The 18,939-nt window shown below is 36.1% G+C and carries 15 protein-coding genes, 1 tRNA gene and 1 pseudogene; 8 read left to right on the top strand and 9 right to left on the bottom strand.

Going from position 1 to position 18,939, the window contains the following annotated elements:
- Positions 1-140: 140 nt before the first annotated feature.
- Positions 141-216, top strand: a tRNA-Arg gene (locus tag OTK00_RS03615).
- Between the two features lie 168 nt (positions 217-384).
- Positions 385-1,314 carry a tyrosine-type recombinase/integrase gene (locus OTK00_RS03610; protein ID WP_045169088.1) on the top strand — a complete coding sequence of 310 codons (930 nt, stop codon included), beginning with the start codon at positions 385-387 and terminating at the stop codon, positions 1,312-1,314.
- Between the two features lie 39 nt (positions 1,315-1,353).
- On the opposite strand, the gene OTK00_RS03605 is transcribed toward OTK00_RS03610, so the two are convergent.
- A complete protein-coding gene (locus OTK00_RS03605) occupies positions 1,354-2,595 on the bottom strand; it encodes a helix-turn-helix domain-containing protein (protein WP_045169087.1) in 1,242 nt (413 codons plus the stop codon).
- A 146-nt stretch (positions 2,596-2,741) separates the two neighbouring features.
- Between OTK00_RS03605 and OTK00_RS03600 the strand changes: the two genes are divergently transcribed.
- From OTK00_RS03600 to OTK00_RS03575, 6 genes are all read left to right on the top strand, one after another.
- On the top strand, positions 2,742-2,963 hold the full coding sequence (locus OTK00_RS03600) for a helix-turn-helix domain-containing protein (protein WP_045169086.1): 222 nt from the start codon (positions 2,742-2,744) through the stop codon (positions 2,961-2,963).
- A 131-nt stretch (positions 2,964-3,094) separates the two neighbouring features.
- The gene (locus OTK00_RS03595) at positions 3,095-3,421 is read left to right on the top strand and encodes a hypothetical protein (RefSeq protein ID WP_045169085.1); all 327 of its coding nucleotides are present in this window, start codon (positions 3,095-3,097) and stop codon (positions 3,419-3,421) included.
- A 158-nt stretch (positions 3,422-3,579) separates the two neighbouring features.
- Positions 3,580-5,409, top strand: coding sequence for a CHC2 zinc finger domain-containing protein (locus OTK00_RS03590; protein ID WP_045169084.1), 1,830 nt, complete (start codon positions 3,580-3,582; stop codon positions 5,407-5,409).
- Between the two features lie 77 nt (positions 5,410-5,486).
- Entirely contained in the window at positions 5,487-6,287 is an 801-nt protein-coding gene (locus tag OTK00_RS03585; RefSeq protein ID WP_045169083.1) for a hypothetical protein, read from the top strand.
- A 135-nt stretch (positions 6,288-6,422) separates the two neighbouring features.
- Positions 6,423-7,316 (top strand): hypothetical protein, encoded by an 894-nt coding sequence (locus OTK00_RS03580; RefSeq protein WP_241765467.1) that lies wholly within the window; start codon positions 6,423-6,425, stop codon positions 7,314-7,316.
- A 263-nt stretch (positions 7,317-7,579) separates the two neighbouring features.
- Positions 7,580-7,708, top strand: a complete 129-nt coding sequence (locus OTK00_RS03575; protein WP_268760832.1) for a hypothetical protein — start codon at positions 7,580-7,582, stop codon at positions 7,706-7,708.
- 695 nt (positions 7,709-8,403) lie between these two features.
- Here the strand turns inward: OTK00_RS03575 and OTK00_RS03570 are convergent.
- From OTK00_RS03570 to OTK00_RS03535, 8 genes and pseudogenes are all read right to left on the bottom strand, one after another.
- Positions 8,404-8,616, bottom strand: a pseudogene (locus tag OTK00_RS03570) (tyrosine-type recombinase/integrase); the annotation flags it as partial.
- Between the two features lie 9 nt (positions 8,617-8,625).
- Entirely contained in the window at positions 8,626-11,094 is a 2,469-nt protein-coding gene (locus OTK00_RS03565) for an MBL fold metallo-hydrolase (RefSeq protein WP_045169080.1), read from the bottom strand.
- 4 nt (positions 11,095-11,098) lie between these two features.
- The gene (locus tag OTK00_RS03560; RefSeq protein ID WP_052670862.1) at positions 11,099-12,010 is read right to left on the bottom strand and encodes a DMT family transporter; all 912 of its coding nucleotides are present in this window, start codon (positions 12,008-12,010) and stop codon (positions 11,099-11,101) included.
- A 109-nt stretch (positions 12,011-12,119) separates the two neighbouring features.
- Positions 12,120-12,902, bottom strand: a complete 783-nt coding sequence (locus tag OTK00_RS03555; protein ID WP_307188830.1) for an amino acid ABC transporter ATP-binding protein — start codon at positions 12,900-12,902, stop codon at positions 12,120-12,122.
- Complete coding sequence (locus OTK00_RS03550) at positions 12,889-13,551, bottom strand: amino acid ABC transporter permease (protein ID WP_045169078.1); 663 nt, start codon at positions 13,549-13,551, stop codon at positions 12,889-12,891. The genes OTK00_RS03555 and OTK00_RS03550 overlap by 14 nt, the downstream gene beginning before the upstream one ends.
- A gap of 16 nt (positions 13,552-13,567) precedes the next feature.
- A complete protein-coding gene (locus tag OTK00_RS03545; protein ID WP_241765466.1) occupies positions 13,568-14,326 on the bottom strand; it encodes an ABC transporter substrate-binding protein in 759 nt (252 codons plus the stop codon).
- 141 nt (positions 14,327-14,467) lie between these two features.
- Positions 14,468-15,292: an S-layer homology domain-containing protein gene (locus tag OTK00_RS03540; protein WP_241765465.1), complete on the bottom strand. Its 825-nt coding sequence runs from the start codon at positions 15,290-15,292 to the stop codon at positions 14,468-14,470.
- Between the two features lie 22 nt (positions 15,293-15,314).
- Positions 15,315-18,926: a fibronectin type III domain-containing protein gene (locus tag OTK00_RS03535; protein WP_045169074.1), complete on the bottom strand. Its 3,612-nt coding sequence runs from the start codon at positions 18,924-18,926 to the stop codon at positions 15,315-15,317.
- Positions 18,927-18,939: the final 13 nt, after the last annotated feature.

The raw sequence follows: 18,939 nt of genomic DNA, 5'->3' as shown, positions 1-18,939 counted from the left end.
ATTATATCAACTAAAATAACTCTTTTTAAGCCACTTTGATATGCTAAATATTAAGATTAATATAAGAATTTTAAGATGAACAAAAAAGTTGCAATTTTGCACTTTTGATTTTATAATTTAGTATGAGTAATCTCAAAGAAGCGCCCGTAGCTCAGAGGATAGAGCGTAGGACTTCGAATCCTGTGGTCGGGGGTTCGACTCCCCCCGGGCGTGCCAAATGAGAAATATCAAGGCTTGAACGTGGCAGCAAAAACTGGAAACCGGGTTTAAAAACTCAAAATCCTTTGGTGTTTATGTGCCACAGGATTTTGTTATTTTGCACGATTACAAGTAACAAGCCATAGCCACCAATCGCAATAAAAAAATGCGAGAGGTGGTTTTATTATGCCTAAAAGAAGCTTTGTTAAAGTTGACTGGCAAGAGGCAATGCAGCAATTTTTGTTTTACAAGCGTGCAGAGGGCAGAAGTGAATTGACACTTAAAGATTATGAGTATCACATAACACACTTTTTTACACTTTATCCTAATTGCTTTCACGATGAAAAGCAACTTAAAAAGAACTTGTTCGAATATCTTTCGCAGCCAATTAAACCTGCAACCTACAACCTGAGATTGTCATATTTGAAGGCTTTCTTTAAATGGTGTGTCGAGGAAAGCATTCTTAATTCAAATCCTTTAGAAGGGATTCCCAAAAAGAAAGCCGAGGGTCGAATTGTCAACATTGATAAAGAGACTTTAGAAAGGCTTTTGCAATTGCCAGACAAAAACACATTTTGCGGTTTGCGTGATTATGCATTGATTTTGCTTACATTGGATACGGGAATAAGACCAAAAGAAGCATTTTCTCTTCTTATTGAACACTTTGACTTTAAAACGCTGCAAGTTTACATTCCAAGTGATGTGGCTAAAACAAGAGTGGCAAGAGTACTGCCTATCCTACCAGTTACAGCAAATGCAATTAAAAGATTAATTGCAGCAAGACACCCAGAATGGAATGAAAGAGTACCGGTGTTTTGTACAGTAACAGGTCGTCCACTTACACGTGACATATGGCACGAAAGAATGCAGATGTATAGCAAAAAGCTTGGCGTCAAAATACGACCGTACGATTTGCGACACACATTTGCTTTGCTTTATCTCAAGAACGGCGGCTATGAACTAAGCTTGCAAAGGACATTGGGACATACCACGTTGGAGATGACCAAGCGGTATGTCCACTTCACGCAAAACGACCTGCGAGAGATAAACAATGCAGCTTCACCTTTAAATATATTATTGCAACAAACAAAAAGAGTCAAAAACAAATTGAAATAAGTTTACAAAAAGCCTTGCCCTACCTGTTAGGACAAGGCTTTATCTTTTTACCCATCTTTTGATTTGTTCAATTGGTCTACCTGTTAAAGTGGATATTTCTTCTATCGTCATACCTTTTTTATACATATCTATAATCTTTGGCTTATTTTTAGTATAATCATAATTTTTACAATGCTTACCTGTAGGTACAATTTTTCTTATAAACTTGTTTTTTTCTTGAATTATTATTTCCGCTTCTTCAGGACAATAATACTGATTTTCTTTAACAGGTGTAAAATATTCTCCACAATATAAACAACGTTTTATATTTCTTTTTTTCAAAAAGTCATTATTAAGTTGCAAATACATAGTGGTTAGTAAATTATCTGAGAATATAAATTCATCTATTTCACCTGTTTGAGGATTTATTAAATTTCGCAACGTTACATTATTTGTTATTTTCTTGTTTATACGTTTCATTAAAGTGTATTTTAAAATTTGCAATTTCCCTTCTGGACTAAAATAAAAATCAGGCTTTACATTATCTTCAAAAATTTGCTGAATAGAAGATTTTCTAATAGTTTCTATACGATAATTACCTTTGTGGGACCAGACAATCTCAAGGTATTTGCCTTCACTTTGAGAAAGAATATTTTGTAGCAAATTTTGTGTCTTTTCATCGAACATTTTATCTGATTCACAAGGGTAAACCCATTTAGGCAAGGCTTCAATAGGAAGCCATATAGTTATTAAATCTTCACCTATATGCACTATATCGTCAAGGTCAAATTCCTCAAATCTTTGAATTATTTCTAAAAGCTTTACGTTTTCAAACATTTCAAAAATTTCTTTTCTCCATTCTTCATAAGAACAGCCAATAAAGATATTGTCGACACTGTAAGATTTGACACCATTTTTACTTATGACATTTTTGTGAAAATAATAATCTTTGATATTGCCGAAAGAATTTGCGAACTGGAGAATATTATTTTTTGTAGGTTGTAAATTAGCAAATTTTTTATAAAGTGAAGGATATTGTTGCCATATATTTAATACTAAAGTTTTATCTGACTTTGCAAGTAATACAGGATAATTTATTTTTACTTCTTGGGTAGAACCAAAATACCAATTAATAGTTTTTCCAATTTTACCTGAAAAGCCTATACCATATTTTTCATTAAAACTCCATGATATACCTTTAAAATATAATGAGATTAACATATCGTCTATTTCTAATCCTCTTTCTTCCCATTCATAACCTTCAGAACATACATAAGAAACACAATTATAAACTCTGTCCATATGAATATTATCATCCTTTCTTCTTTTCTAATTTTCCTTCAAAATGACTTTAAAATGACTTTTAAAGATATTGAAATTCACTAATAATAACTTTAAACTAAAAGGTAAAGATTGTCAATAATAACGACTCAGGGAGGTATATTAAAATGACAAAACTGGAATATTTGAGGAAGCAAAAGGGACTTTCACAAAGTAAGCTTGGTCTTGCAGTAGGTATTAATCCAAATTTGATTAGTCAAATTGAAAGGGGATGGCGAAAGCCTTATCCAAAGTTGCTGCAATCCCTGGCAGCATATTTTGAGGTACCCGTCGAGGAGATAGCAAAGCCCGATGGGACACTAAAGGAGGTGAACAGCGAAATAGCATAAAAAAAGGTGGTTTTACAACCACCTAAACAAAGCAAAAATCAATTTCCCTTTTGATTTTGATTATAGCATAACTAAAAGTCAAAAGTTTTCTGAAATTTTAAATAATCTTCAAAACAGAAGGAGGGTTTATCATGATTTTTAAAGTATACAACAAAAATTTAGGACGAGAAGTTACTGCTGGGCACTTCAATACAAAAACAAAAATCTTTTACAAAGCAGTCTCAACACACAGCAAACTACTTGTCTTAAACGCATATGGGATAGAAAAGTGTGTCATTGAAGCACTTAAAGAAAAGGGTTGTAAATTAATTCGGATAGAAGAAATTAATACAGGTAACGTTTTTGAAATCGACTTTGACAAGTTTGTTGAAAAAGCTATCCTGCGTGTGTTTGGCAATTCCACTGAACAATATTATTTGCCGCTGAAATATTTCACTAAAGTTGAAGCTGCTTCATAAACAAACAAAAACGCTGCCCTATTCGGTCATCGGTAGGGTGGCTTTCTAATGTAGAAAGTCATCAAACAAAACCCAAGGTATCCGCAAGTTAAGGATACCTTCTACAGGCTTTTTAATTTAGAAAGTCACTGAACAAAACCAATTAGGAGGCGTTTGCAATGCAATTAGAAGAGATTGTCAAAGAAATCAAAAGCAAGGTAGACATTGTTGACTATATAGGACGATACCTGACATTGCAAAAAGAAGGCAGCAGCTACAAAGCTGTGTGTCCATTTCATCCTGATAAGAACCCGTCATTCTATATCAAACCCAGTGAACAGTTTTTCAAATGTTTCGGTTGTGATAACAAGGGCGATGTAATTACATTTGCGATGAAATATCACAGTTTAGAGTTTAAGGAGGCGGTAGAAATGCTTGCTAAAGAAATAGGCATTTCTGTTGATGATAAAAAATCAGAAAACAATTTACAAAAACAACAAGAACCTGTTGAACAGATTATAACATATGTCGAAAGATGTCAAGTTAATTCAAGTTTAGCAAAGAGTTATTTTGCAAGTAGAGGAATCCCCGATTCCTTTATTGAAAAGTACAGAGTTGGCTTTGACATTGAAGCAAACGCTGTTGTCTTCCCTATTGTTCAAGATGGCAAAGTGATATGCTGGACACGTCGCAACATAGGGGAAACAGAACACAAATACGATTTTCCTAAAGGCTTTAATGGTATGCCTTTTAATTTAGATATTCTCAAAGACGAACAACAAACCAGTGTATTTATCACTGAAGGCATTTTTGACGCACTAACAATTGAAGCAGCTTTAGGGCAACCAGCAATTGCTTTGAATAGCTGCAACAATCAAAGCAATTTTTTGCAAGCATTAAATAAAATTAAACCTAAAAACAAAAAATTCTACATCTTGTTTGACAATGACGAAAACGAGGCAGGACAAAAAGCAGCAAAACAGCTTTTTGATAAGCTAAAAACAGAATACAAGGTTGCTTTGTGCAATTGGGATAGAGATATCCCCTACAAAGACATTAACGAGTTTTGGCTTGCTAATCCTGAAGACTGCATAAAATTCCTACAATGGCAGTTAAAAACATCGTTTTACCCATATGCACTTATCAGCATGCTACCCAGTTACGAGGACTTTATCAAATCGGAAAGATTTGAATCAATCCCTACTGGCTTTAAGAACCTTGATAAAGTGTTAAACGGTGGACTTGTTGCAGGTAACCTGTATGTCTTTGGTGCAAAGCCCAGTGTAGGTAAAACAACCTTTTTGCTACAGCTTATGGATAACTTTTTGCAGCAAGGCTATGATTGTGTTTTCCTATCTGCAGAAATGCCAAAAGAAGAGATTCTGACCAGAATATTTTGTCGTGAATATGGGCTAAAAAAGGCAAATGTCAAAGTACCAGCTTTCGATTTTTACCGCAAACTCAGGACCAAATCTGCAAGCAGTGAAGAAATGCAAGATTACATGAATGTTGTACAAGACTATGTCAAAAAGTATGCGTTTAGACTGCATATTATAGAACAACAAAAACTTGATGATATACCCTACACACTTGACCACCTGCAAAAGCCTATTCTGTTTATTGATTACTTGCAGCTTCTACAACCAGCAAAACCATATCAAAGCGATAAGCAGCGTGTAGACCTGATAATGCAGGAATTATTTGAAATCAAAAACCGATTCCTAATACCGGTTGTAGCAATTAGTAGCTTGAACCGTGAAAACTATGACAAAGACGATATGACAGCCTTCAAAGAATCAGGTTCAATTGAATATGGCACGGCTGCAGCATTCTTAATGCAAAGAGACGATGACCGTGTGGTTCATGATTACTACAAAGGAAATGGCTACACAATTACATTTAAATGTGTCAAAAACAGATATGGCAGCATTGGAGATGACATCACAATGAGATTTTGGGGTGGAATTTACTTATTTGAAGAAATAGACAGCAAAGATAACAGCTTATAGTCATAAACGCTGCCTTGTAGCAGTAATCGACAGGGCGGCATTAAAAAACAAAATCTACAGTTAGGAGGTATTTTGCGATGAATAATCAATGCAGCGAAAATTTTTATATCACAGACGCAAACCTGCCTATTAACATATTTTCCCTATTAGAGGATAGCATACAACCACGACAGGGTAAAGAATGCAAGTTTGTTTACGAGTACGAAACAAACGACGGTGGCAAAGTTCAAATTGGGACAAACTACTATATGCTGACACCTGCAGATATTAATACACTTTACATCCTGACCACCTATAGGCAGGAAACAGGTTTGAGAGGAGATACTTTTGAGATACCAATAAAGTACATCATGGAAAAGCGTGGTTTGGATGTGACATCTTCAGAAAACGTAAAATTGGTTTTGCAATCTCTTGACCGCTTAATGATGACGAAAATTGTCGTTGAAAGATACGGTTTTATCAACAACAAGACATTTAGAAGAGACTTAGCAAAGTTTACACTTTTGCCTTCCTACAGAGTATCACAGAAAGGCAGCAAAGGTCGTGGCTACAAAACAAAGCTTACTGTTACAATTGCCAAAGAGATTTGTAACAACCTTGACAACGGATATGTTGCACGTGGTAATTTGGACATCGCAAAGCAGCTTATTAAATATAAGATAGCACATAGAATTTATAACTTCTTAATGGGAAAATGCACACGCAACAAGACCTACAAACGAAACTTTGCCCAGTTTGTAGGAAATGATATTTGTCCAGAACTGCCTTTAGATGAAGGCAAGGAAAAAGTTATAAATGCACTTATAAAACTTGAAAGTATGGGTTTGATAAACTACAAAATAGACAAGGACGTTATATGCATAAATATACATAAATAATTGCATAAAATTACTCTAAAACATGGCTGGAATCAGCTGGGAAAATTGCAGTATGTACCTACAGAAAATCGCAGTATATACCTATGAAAAATCGCAGTATATACCTGCAAAAAATCGCAGGGAAGAAAATGGTAAATGCAGATAGGACAAGAGTTTGCAGGCATAAAATCGGGTAAAATTAAAATTAAAATAAAAAGAGAGAGTTATATAACTCTCTCTAATAGAGAAAAAGTGATTTTGTATTTATGCAAATTTCCCCAGTTGCATAAAACTACAAGCGAGGTGTTATATATGCATCCATGGGAATGGCTTTCCCTAATTGAAGATACTAAAAAACCTGAATGTAATGTTGGTGTTGCTGCCGTAACATCGCTGGCAGCAGCTTCTCAAAAACAAGCAGACTATGTAAACCAAGTCAACCAGATAACTAAAGGCAGTAAGCAAGTAAACCACACAATAAGACTTATGACTGAACTTGAGATAAGAGAACTTGCTGCCCAGCAAAAGCCTTCCTACTTTGCAAAGCTAAAAAAGAAGGCTTATGAAAAGCAGCTTTGCAGCAAAGAAGGTCATTTCTGGGCTATGATTGAAAGGCTTTCGCAAGAGTTTAACAAAAAACATCCTGACGAGAACACACTAAAACTTTTCACGATGTTTGCAAAATGCGGACAAAGAGAATGGGAAATTGAGAAACTGCAATCTTCCCTAAATGCAAAATGCCCTGTATGTGGCAGTAAAGATTTTGTGTTTGCTGAAAATGGGAATCAAAAAGGTTTTGTTTGTTTGCCATGTTTAAAAGAATCAGGACAAGTTCATTTTATAGCCTATGTATCAATCGAGAATGACATAATTGAATGGTCAAATCGTGTAACCTTAGGAATGGGGAATCTTATTCCTAACAGATTATGTGCACGCTGCGGTCAAACTTTTAGGTGGTATAGCAGCGATGAATGGGAAGGCTGGCTTTGTAGTGATTGTGGAGAAGAATTTTATCCGTGGGATGGGTTAAGTACTTCTGAAGACATATAAAAAATGTAATAATAAGCTACTCTTTAATTATAGTATTTTTCGAGTAATTAGGTGTAGCAGTAAAAGAATATATCCCCCTACCTTGAATTTAGAGAACCCAGCCAAAGACCGGCGGGTCCACCTCCAAAAACCTGCGACAAGTAAACACGCGAGGGGGGTCAAAGCAATTTTTAAAAAAAACAAATTGATGGGCGGAATTCAATTCCGGTCACCGATTCTTTGGTCAAAAGCAATTTTAAAAAAACAAATTAGGATGGGATGTATTGTCCTATCCAATTGAAAAAGACTACTTTGTTTTGTGTCTTTCACATCTTTCAATGGTCCAAAAGTATGGCAGCAGTTACAAAAGCAAAATCAAAAACGTGGTGAAAAAGCTGATTCTCTCTATCTAAAATGACAATGCTAATAAATGCTAACATTTATAGTTGCAATTTCATTTACAATGCATAAGGGAATCGCAAATTGCGAGGTCCTTGCAAACTTCTGCTAACAGAAAATTGTTGTCTAATTGCTTTTTATCTTGATTTTTTGTCAAATCAAAAAGCTTGCAAAATACAAAGTGTCTTATCCAAAGTTTATCAGCATTTCCTTTTATACCGTTGCTTATAAGCCACATCTAAAAGGCAAGGTAATATTTTTATATTCCCAAACTATTTTTTGTTCATTGTAGAGGCTTCTTAAAAACAAAAGGAAGAAAAATCTATAAAGCATAAATTTTGGGTTGTATTCTCTAATTGCAAAATTGTTTACATATATAGCGAACAAAAAATTGGTATTGACTAATTACTTTTTTTGTTACTATATTATTTACTAACCAATGGACTTTGTAATTCATAAGCAATAGTCCAAAAAGTCCAGTGGTAAATTTTTAAAGCGTATTGGTGGATATGGCTTGTTAACTGAGTTTTGTGTAAAATGCTTACATTTTTGGACTTCGAATCCTGTGGTCGGGGGTTCGACTCCCCCCGGGCGTGCCATTTCATTTTCAAGGGTTTTGAGATTTGGAATAATATTACAAATGCTTTTTTACAGCTACCTTACAGCTACCCAAGAAACTGTAAAAAATTAGGGTAATTACTCCACCTGTTTAGGAGTGATTACCCTTTGTCTTTATTACATCCTCAAATAAATTGTTCAACTTCATTGCAGCAGCCTTCTTTATTTCCGGCATAACATGGGAATAGATATTTAGAGTTGTTGAGATGTCTCTATGCCCTAAAAGCTCTTGTACAACCTTAGGATGCTCATTTGCTTCTAAAAGCCTTGTTGTATATGTGTGTCTTAACGTATGAAAGTTTATAATCAAACATTAGCTAAATTTCAAATTAAACCCTGTTCTTTCGAAAAATTCATTTGCAATTTTATCTGCAATGTCTTTGGAAATTTCTTCTGCCAGCTTCACCTTAACTTCTCTTGCTGCAGGATAAATACTTGGATTTTTTACCAGGTCAATGCTATAGCGTGCCAAAATATCTTTCAGGATATTTACCATCTCAACCTGGTTTATTGTTTGCGAAACTCTTATTTCCCAGCCGGTCTTTTGTGAAAGCTCTCCAAGCTTTTCTTTGTACTTTTCTGCAACAAATGGTGTTACAAATGAAAGTTCAATGTATTTTCCACTCTCTTTTATGCTCTTTTTATAAACCCTGTCCTTTTCATTTTCAAAATACAGGTCTATCAAAAGTAAAGCCTTGTTTTGTTCCATCCTGTCTTTATTCTGTGTTTTTGCTGTTTCATCCTCTTTTTTCTCCATATCAAATATAAGCTCAATACCAGTCTGCTTGAAAAATTCAGAAGACATATCTTTCATCGAATCAAGCTCTTTATTTGGTCTTACTACAACAGCATTTATCACAGGATTGTAGGAAAATTTTAGCAGCTTTACACCTTTTTCTTCTAACAACCCACTTATATATTTTTGGACATATGTCAAATTTACATTTGGGTTTACCTCTACCTTCCACAGAGTCTTTTCTTCAAACTCTTTTATTTTATCCTCAAGTTTATTTGCTATATAAGGAAAGTTGAAATAAAAAGTTACAGAAAATTTTTCAGTATCCATACCAACCTTGTAAAGCCCGTAATCTTTAAACATTTCAAAAGCAAGATCTCTCATCCTGTTCTGTTCCATAGGCTTTGGCTTGAGCTTTTCCTCAACCTCGGCTTTAGATAGAATTTTGAAAAGATAAGGTTTGCGTGGATTTTGCTCAAAGTACGGGCAGGATTTCAAAAGTTCAAATACCCTGTTTACTTCATCCCTCTCTAAAAACTGTTTCCCATTCCATATCATGATTGCGTGTTCTGCTGTGATATGATTTGCTTCCTGTCTGTTTTCAAGAAGGTACTCCCAGAGGCTCTTGATATTTTCTTCATTCAAAGTTTCATCATTGCTCAGCTTTTTAACATTGAAAAATGATAGCTGTCTTCTTGGTTTTTCAATCAAAACTGTATTCAATTCTCCATTTTGAGGAACAAAAATTGCTGCTTCAAGCTCTTTTACAGCCATATCTGAAATCTGTGAAATGGCCTCATCGCTCCCATGAGCAAAAATAACAGTTCTGGGTTTTAGCATTGCCAAAAATCCTAAGATACTATCCCTGTCTGCATGTGCAGAAAGCCCGTACTTTTCAACTCTGCACTTTACCTCATATTCCTTGCCATTTAGTTCAATCTTTCTTTCACTCTCCAAAAGCTCGGTCAGCTCAAGAAGTTTTCTTCCAGGCGACTCTTCATCCTGATACCCTGTAATTGCAATCAGCACATTTTGATTTTCCACCAATTTTTCGGCATAGAATACAGAAGGACCACCGGTTAACATTCCTGAGCTTGAGATTATAACACAGGGGTCTGATGAAGATATAATCTCTTCTCTTTGTTTTTTGTCAGATACTACGTTAATGGTATCTGATAAAAATATATCTTCACCTTTCAGCACTTTTTTGTAATATCTTGAAGACAAAAATGTGGGATTGTTTTTGTAGACCCTTATAACCTCTTTTACCATTCCATCAATATATACATTGAACTCTACCTTTTTCTTTCTCATGTAATTTCTCAAAATTAGAATTATCTCCTGAGCTCTTCCAATTGCAAAAGCAGGAATTAAAACCTTGCCTCCTTTTGAAACAACCTCGAATATACTATTAAACAGTCTTTCCTCCTCATAGCTTCTGTTTGTGTGTAGCCTGTCACCATATGTTGATTCACAAATCACAATATCCGGTCTGATTTTGGGCAAAGAAGCCCTGTCAACAGTAAGCTGCCTGTCAGTGGAAAAATCGCCTGTGTAGAGTATACTACCTTCCTGGGTCTGAATAAAAATCATGGATGCTCCAAGAATATGTCCCGCAGGGAAAAAAGTAACCTTTATCCCTTCTATGGGTTCAAATGTGTAATTAAAACCATAGGTAATTGTTCTGTCAAGTAAATCCTCAACATTCTTTTCTGCATATATTGGAATCTCATCTTCTTTTGAATCCATAATTTTTAAGCTATCATACAAAAGCACTTTCACCAGATCTTTTGTTGGCTGATTGGTATAGAAAAATATATTAGGATACTCTCTTGCTATAAGAGGAAGACTGCCTATGTGATCAAGGTGCGCATGTGAAATAAGACAAACATCCGCTCCACCAAGCTCACGAAGAAGCTGCAAGTTGGGAAGCTTGTCCTCCTTCATCCTTATACCTGAGTCAACCAGAATGTTTTTTCCACCAGCCTTTATTAAAACACTGGAAGCTCCAACCTCTTTTGCACCGCCAAGAAAAACTATCTCCATCTTTTCAGCTCAACTCCGTATCAAGATTCTTATCCGGGTTTAGTTCAGCTATGATCATGCCAATTAAGATTAAACCACATCCTGCATAAGAAATCAAAGGTAAAATTTCAGTTGTGTGAGTTGCTACAGAAGGAATTATTGCTGAAAATATTGCACCAAACACAGGCTCAGCAGAAAATATCAAAGCTGTGTGGGTTGGTGTTGTGTACTTTTGAACAAATACCTGCGCAGTAAAAGCAAGAGCCGTCCCAAGTACCCCTGTGATAAGAATCGTAAATACTGAATCCAATGTAAGCTTGATATTTAAAGGATTTATTCCAAATGCAGCAGAGAAAATAATATACAAAACTGCACCACTCATAAGCTGAAATATTGCAATATTAACCGGGTTCACATCCTCTCTGGATGTAAAGATATCAATAAATATTATCTGAAAAACAAATCCAAAGTCTGCAAGCAGGGTTAGAAAATCACCAAAATTAAATTGCGATAGCTTAGCACCATTTAAGAGGTACAACCCGGTAAAAGCAAAAATCACACCAACCATGACATTTGCCCTGGGAATCCTTCTTTCAACAATCGCTGCAAAAATAGGTACCAAAACAACTGTCAAACCTGTTATAAATGCCGACTTTGAAGCATACGTGTATTTTAATCCCACAACCTGCAAAGCCATTCCCAAGAAAAGAAAAAAACCTATTAAACTCCCATAAACCATCTCTTTTATTTTTAAATTTTTAAGATTCTTGTGAAATATCAGCAAAATAATAAGCCATGCCAGTAAAAACCTTAATGTCAGAAATGCAAGAGGATGAAGCTGGGAGATTGTATTTTTCATAAGGACAAACGAACTTCCCCAGATCATTGTAATAAAAAGGAGTATTGCATCTGCCAGAATCTTTTTTCTTGCACTCAACTTGATAGCTCTCTTCCTTTCATATGAAAATTTTACTGTTTACATATTTAAAGGGCTGCCATTTTCAAAAGCAGCCCCATCAAAAGCAAATACAGTAGAAATCCAATTTTTACAATATCTTTTGCAAAAACTGCCTTGTTCTTTCCTCTTTTGGATTTGTAAAAATTTCTTCAGGTAGCCCTTCTTCAATTATCCTGCCTTTGTCCATAAACACAACTCTGTCAGCAACCTCTCTGGCAAACCCCATCTCATGGGTTACAACAAGCATTGTCATACCTTCATTTGCAAGCTCTTTCATGACATTCAAAACCTCACCAACAAGCTCCGGGTCAAGAGCTGAGGTTGGCTCATCAAAAAGCATAACTTTGGGTTTCATAGCAAGAGCTCTTGCAATTGCAACCCTCTGCTGCTGCCCACCGGAAAGCTGGGCAGGGTATGAATTTGCTTTGTCTTTAAGTCCCACCTTTTCAAGCAGCTCAAGACCAATTTCTATTGCTTCTTCTCTTTTCATCTTATTTACAACAATAGGACCAATTGTGACATTTTCAAGCGCTGTCATGTGAGGAAAAAGATTGAATCGCTGAAATACCATACCTATCTGTGAACAAAACCTTGCTATTTCCTTCGGGCTGTGTTTTTTGTGCTTTTCATGAAGTCCCTTGTCTTCAATTACAAATCCATCAACCTCAATGTATCCCGAATTAATCCTTTCCAAGTGGTTAAGACATCTTAAAAATGTGCTCTTGCCAGAACCCGACGGTCCAATAATTACTACAACCTCTCCCCTGTCAACTTCCAAAGATACCCTGTCCAGTATGAGATTATGTCCAAAATATTTGACAATGTCTTTTGCTATTATCATCTTCTTATTTGTCATTTCATTGTCCTTCATATTTCCCCAGCCTCTTTTCAAGCCAATTAAATATGGTCGAAAAAATTGTGGTAAGCGCAAGGTAAATGATAAGCGCAGCAATATAAATCTCTGCATCCCTTCCTGTTTGAGACGCTTTTAGCTGTGCTGCACGCATTAGCTCAACCATGCCTATTGTGGAGACAAGCGATGAGTCTTTCAAAAGTGCAATAAATTCATTGCCAATAGGTGGTATAAGCCTTTTATATGTCTGTGGCATAATCACATATCTCATTGTCTGAAGATATGTCATACCCAGCGCTTTTGCCGCCTCATACTGACCTCTGTCAATAGACAAAATAGCTGCTCTTATGATTTCTGCTGTATATGCCCCGGAGTTGATAATAAGAGCAATTGCACCCGCTAAGAAAGCTGGCAGTGTGAGTGCCGGAATAATTTTGGGAAGACCATAGTAAATGAAAAATATCTGCAAAAGCAGCGGGGTGCCTCTAAACAGCCAGACGTAAAAGCTTCCTATTAAGTTTAAAACTTTTAGCTTCGAAATTCTAAAAAGCGCTGCAATAAGTCCAAAAACAAGCCCGATTGTTACTGCAATTGCAGTAAGTTCAATTGTAACAACGCTTGCTTTCAAAAGCACAGGAAAGTACTTTATTATGACATTTTCAGCCAATTTCTGCTACCTCTATTTACCTGGTAATATCTTCGCCAAACCATTTCTTTGATATATTTGCTATTGTCCCATCTTCTTTTAGCTGGTTCAAAATCTTCTGAATCTCTTCATAAAGGTCTTTGTCTTCCTTTCTGAGTGCAATGCCAACAGGCTCTTTTTCAAGCTCAGCCGGTGCTATGTCAAACTTTTCAGGATTTTGTTTTTTGTAGTAATATGCAACAACACTGTCAATTACAACAGCTTTTATTCTCCCAATGTCCAAATCGTTAAAAGCATCAGTAATTCTCTCATACCTTGTTACATCTTTTTCATAGTTTATAAACTTCATCTTCTGAACAGCATTGTCACCTGTTGTGTTTGCCTGAACTCCTATTTTTATACCCTTTAAATCTTCAAAATTCCTGATAGAATTATCACCTTTTTTAACAGCAATAACCTGGCGAATGTAAAGATAAGGACCGGCCAGATTGAACGATTTCTTTCTCTCCTCTGTTATACTAAAACATGAAATTATAGCATCAAATTTTTTGGATTTAAGAGCACTCTGAATGCCACTCCAGTCAACTGTAACAATTTTAAGTTTTGCTCCAAGCTTTTTAGCTATCTCATTTGCAAGGTCAACATCAAAACCAACTGTATTGTTGTTGTCATCTGCAAACTCCATAGGCGGGAATGTATTGTCCATACCAATCACAAACTCTTTACTCTGTTTTATCTTTTCTAACGTAGAAAGGTTCTGGTTTTTTGAGCCACAACCACCCAAAAACGCAACCATAAACATTGCAACGATAAGTATTTTTGCTAACCCCTTATACTCTGTATTTTAGCCCCTTTCGATAATTTTTTTATAAACATACGTTATAATTATACACCCATTTTGGTTTTTATCAATACCCTTTTCTTCTGGTCTAATTTTCTACCTTAACACAGCTTTGCTCAAAACATAAGCAATCCATTCGCGCGTTGCAGGCATATTAAGTCTTAATCCTGCCACCTCTTTTTCGGTTAAAATATTATTATCAACAAAAGCATTTATATACTCATTTGCCCATGATTTATAATCTTTTTTTGAAGTGGCCTTCAATTTTAAATACCTCCCTAAAATCGCAATTACCTGTTCGCAGGTTATACCATCCTGTGGTTTGAAATACAGTGCACCATTTTTTCCCTTGATACCAGCAATTACCCCCATCTTGGCCAGTGTCTCAATTTCATTCTTTGCCCAGCAGTCTTTTATATCTGCAAAGGAATATCTGGTAATGTCTTTTTTCACCTGTATATTAAATACACTGACCATAAGTTTTGCAAACTCCTGACGTGTGATACTCTTTTTGGGTTTGAATGTCCCGTCCTTGTAGCCATCAATCTTCCCAATACTCGCAAGGTACAAAATAGAATCCTTGTAAGGTGAATCTTTAATATCACTGAACAATAAAGAGCCATCTGAGTTTACCAGTATCACTCTTACAGGCATGAGAAACATACTCTGCGGTATGAGAACTGTATTTGTTTCAGAGCTAAAAGTTTTTTTATCTGAAAAATATATGCTCACCTGATTATCCGAATCTCTTGTAAACCCTTTTACATAATATGTCTTGTTGCTTTTGGAGTAAAGGGTAACTTTTGTATAATTTGTGCCATTGTAGTAGTACTCAACCTTACACCAAACATCAGCTGCAAAAGCCGAAACTGTAGAAAATATAAAAAGCACAAACAAAAGAATAGCAACGATCTTCTTCAATATTCAAACACCCCCTCACTTCTTACTGGTATATCCCCTGAATCATTTGATAAAATACTGCCAGGATGTACTCTCTTGTGGCAGTCTCTTTGGGGTTAAATGTCACATGGTCAAAAAGCCATCCCATTTTATATGCTTTTATTACTGAATTCATATACATACTGTCAACACCAGGTTTTTTCCATGTCACATTGCTGATATCAATCTCATCACCGGTGTAAACCTCATAAAACTTAACCAGCATGTCAATAGCAGCCTCTTTTGTAAGATACGAATTGTCATCAATACTGCTAATTATTCCTGCTTTATATGCTTTTTGCACATACTCATTTATGACTTCAAACCTGTAAAGTCTCTTCTTCTGTGCAAAGTAAACCAAAAATGAAGCAAGTTCCAGTTTTCCCACAGGATTTTTTATGCCTATACTTGCACCCAAATCATCGGAAGGTATTTTCTGGAATAAATTATATAACTTTGTTGCATAGCTGCTTGATATAATGTCGTTGTAAAAACTCTTTCTTGTAATCACAACTGCATGTGGAGATTTCAGCACAAATGTAATATACTTTTTATCACCTGAAACTTTATAAGCATCTGCTATCTTCCAGTTCAAATTCAAAATATCAAATTCATAGGGTATAAATGAGGACCATGGCTCCCTGTTTATAAGAGTAAAGTTTATCGGAAGGTTAAAACTGCCAGCGCCAACTTTCTGTGTTGATGTTAACACAAGCAATTTAATGTCATAGACTTCTGAAATAGCATCCTGAACAAACTTTTCATTGCTTTTTTCAAAAGAAAGCTGAACATACAGATTGCCCGGTGAGAAATTAGAAATTGAAAGTTTTTTTAGTTCATCCACATAAAGGCTATCAAAGCCAAATTCTGCACTCGCCCCATCCAAAACAACCTGACAGTTTTTATTCAATCTTATCAGCGCGCCCAGAACATCATATCTTATTTTCAATACAAACCTGCCAATACCGGCGTTTGTCCTTTTTGTAAAATCAATAACAACCGGTTTTGAATCCAAAGAGGTATTAACATATTTATAGGTTATCTCAATGGTCATTGTGTTATTTTGAACATCCTCGGTTATAATAAAAGGCGGTGTGGTATCTTCCGTAGGTTCAAACACACCTGTGTATTCGCTAACATCCTTTTTTGTCACAAATGATATGATATCTGTTGCCTGCGACATCTGGTTATCTGATGAAACTGCAAAAAGCCTTGCATAATATCTGGTATTTGGTTTTAACCTTTCAACTCTGTATTCTGTAGCATCTATATCAGTTGTAAACTTCTGTGAGTTTGTAAAAGAAATGTTATCGGCAACCTCTATCATATATCTTCTCCCTGTTTCTGCAAGCTCCCATACAAAAACAGCATAGTCTTTTCCATAGTCCTTTATACCAAATGCAATTGGTGTCTGCGGTGGGGGAATCTTTTGCGTCTTTGCAAACACAGGACTGCAATAGTCCGAGTATATTCTTTGATTATTCTTCACCACAAAAGACCTTGCTCTGAAATAGTACAGCGTATCCGGCTTTAATCCCGTGGCTGTGAAATAACAAATCCCCATCTGATAGTCAATCTCTTTTACAGAAGGCTTGAAAGAATCAGATACCGTTCGCCAGCCATTTGCATTTTTGATGTCTTCGGATATCTGAATCTCAAAATACACACTGGGTATATACTGCCATGAAAGTGTAATTGTGTTATACGTGGTTGCAACCACGCTAAGGTTTTCGACAATCGGCGGTTTTGAAGGAACAGGCTCCTCATATATTGGCAATGTGGTTGCCATAACTACATTTGAAGGAAGTGAATAATAATCTTTGTTATCTATTTTTCTGATTGCCCTGATGAAAAACACATATCGCGTATTTGACTCCAATCCTCCTATTTTGTAAATGACCTTCCCGTTTGAATCAATCTGAGGGTTTGAAAGTATTGCTTTTTGCAAACTCGATGCATCAAAACTCTCTGGATTTGAAATGTCCATACCGTCCTGATAAAATGCAAAATTTACCTCATATGAGATACTCTGGTCAACTACAGGTGGCTGAGTACCCGGAATGTAAACTGGCAGCCATGAAAGTGTTACACTGTCATAGGTAGAATACACAACAGAAAGTGATGTTGGGGTTGTTGGCGGTGTAATATCCCCTGAAAGTGTATATGAAATTGCCAGAGCAGGCGTTGATTCTTTATAGATAAAATTCCCCGACTCATAATCAAAAAATCTCTTCTTCACAACCACTTTTAGAACATACACAGTATTCTTCTCAAGACCAGTAATATCAAACTTATAGTAGCCTGTAGGAATGTTGTTGCTATCTTTTTCAATATCAGCATCTGTCATCTGGTAATTGGAAAGGTACAGTGTAAAATCTGCATTTGTGTCAAGATACCTTTTGTAATAAAAATCATATACAACTTCTTTATCCGAAGGTACCTTAAATCGCAAAGTTATGGTATCCTGGTTTTTTGGAAAAGCACCTAAATCTTCTGCGGCAGGCGGAGCATATGGCAGTGTGTATGGATGAACATACAAATCCGGTGATCTTATTGACACTTTTCGCCCAAATGCGTCAATCACATCAATTTGAATTCTGAAAAACACATCGTCGGTAATATTAACCGTTGCAAAAAATTCATTTGTTGACACAGTTCCAATCAAAGTGGGTACCTGATCTTTGCTGCCCTTGTATACTTCATAGTCATTACCAACGGCAATACTAACTTTTGCCCATTTGAGCCACACCACATTGTCTGCAATCCTCTGCGCCTCCGCTTGAATATAGGTTGCTGCCTCACCAATCACCTTTGGATTTGGAGGAGTATAGGTCTGAGGGTCTCTCCAGATCACCTCTGAGGGCAAATTTCTTGGCAATACCTTCACATAGTAAAGGCTGCTTGGTGCAAGATTTGATGCGGTGTACTTTAATTTCCTGTTTGGTAAAATATCCACACGCCCGCCCGGTTTCTGGCTTTGCATGAGTGTAATTCTATCACCATCAATCTGGTATTTTGTGGGTGTTGTAAAGCTTATGTCTTTTGAAACATATATGTCATAATCAATTCTTTTGCCTGAATAGTAAACATCGTCCCACACAATGTCAATTGAGGTTTCTGATGATGTTGACGCTTCCACAAATATTGGAGTTAAAAAAACGGTGATATTTGAATAGGGAGAATAGTACATGATATTTCCTGTTTGCTGCTGAAGGACTTTCACTGCTCTTACCTTGGCATAAAAGATTGTACCGCTTGGTATCTTCTGCCCGTTTGGCAGTCCCTGAACCTTATAGACATAATTCTGTGCATTTGCCTGTGTGAGGTTTGGATCACTTTTATAAATTGTATAGCTATAGGTAAACTTGCTGGGGTCATCCCCCAAATAAAGTTCAAAGTAGTCAAAATCAGTATAAGAATACTGCCAGGAAAAGTACAGGGTAATTGTCCCATCATCTCCGACATCCATCCTTGGCAGATTATTTTGCCTTTCAATTGTAAGTTGCGACGGTGCAGGAAGAACAATGGTCTGTGAAAACACCCAAGCAGGCATTAAAGAAAAGATGAAAGAAAATAGCAAAAGTAAAGATAACAATTTCTTTGCACACATCTTCATGCTCAATCACCCA

This window comes from Caldicellulosiruptor morganii (genome assembly GCF_026810225.1).
Lineage (GTDB): Bacteria > Bacillota > Thermoanaerobacteria > Caldicellulosiruptorales > Caldicellulosiruptoraceae > Caldicellulosiruptor > Caldicellulosiruptor morganii.
Note: the sequence above shows the minus strand (reverse complement) of the source record. Positions and strands in the feature narration are given on the sequence as shown.

What these genes read in the sequence shown, in the direction of transcription:
- OTK00_RS03610 (WP_045169088.1), top strand. Translation starts at nt 385, where the DNA reads ATGCCTAAAAGAAGCTTTGTTAAAGTTGACTGGCAAGAGGCAATGCAG.
- OTK00_RS03605 (WP_045169087.1), bottom strand. Translation starts at nt 2,595, where the DNA reads ATGGACAGAGTTTATAATTGTGTTTCTTATGTATGTTCTGAAGGTTAT.
- OTK00_RS03600 (WP_045169086.1), top strand. Translation starts at nt 2,742, where the DNA reads ATGACAAAACTGGAATATTTGAGGAAGCAAAAGGGACTTTCACAAAGT.
- OTK00_RS03595 (WP_045169085.1), top strand. Translation starts at nt 3,095, where the DNA reads ATGATTTTTAAAGTATACAACAAAAATTTAGGACGAGAAGTTACTGCT.
- OTK00_RS03590 (WP_045169084.1), top strand. Translation starts at nt 3,580, where the DNA reads ATGCAATTAGAAGAGATTGTCAAAGAAATCAAAAGCAAGGTAGACATT.
- OTK00_RS03585 (WP_045169083.1), top strand. Translation starts at nt 5,487, where the DNA reads ATGAATAATCAATGCAGCGAAAATTTTTATATCACAGACGCAAACCTG.
- OTK00_RS03580 (WP_241765467.1), top strand. Translation starts at nt 6,423, where the DNA reads ATGCAGATAGGACAAGAGTTTGCAGGCATAAAATCGGGTAAAATTAAA.
- OTK00_RS03565 (WP_045169080.1), bottom strand. Translation starts at nt 11,094, where the DNA reads ATGGAGATAGTTTTTCTTGGCGGTGCAAAAGAGGTTGGAGCTTCCAGT.
- OTK00_RS03555 (WP_307188830.1), bottom strand. Translation starts at nt 12,902, where the DNA reads ATGAAGGACAATGAAATGACAAATAAGAAGATGATAATAGCAAAAGAC.
- OTK00_RS03545 (WP_241765466.1), bottom strand. Translation starts at nt 14,326, where the DNA reads ATGGTTGCGTTTTTGGGTGGTTGTGGCTCAAAAAACCAGAACCTTTCT.
- OTK00_RS03535 (WP_045169074.1), bottom strand. Translation starts at nt 18,926, where the DNA reads ATGAAGATGTGTGCAAAGAAATTGTTATCTTTACTTTTGCTATTTTCT.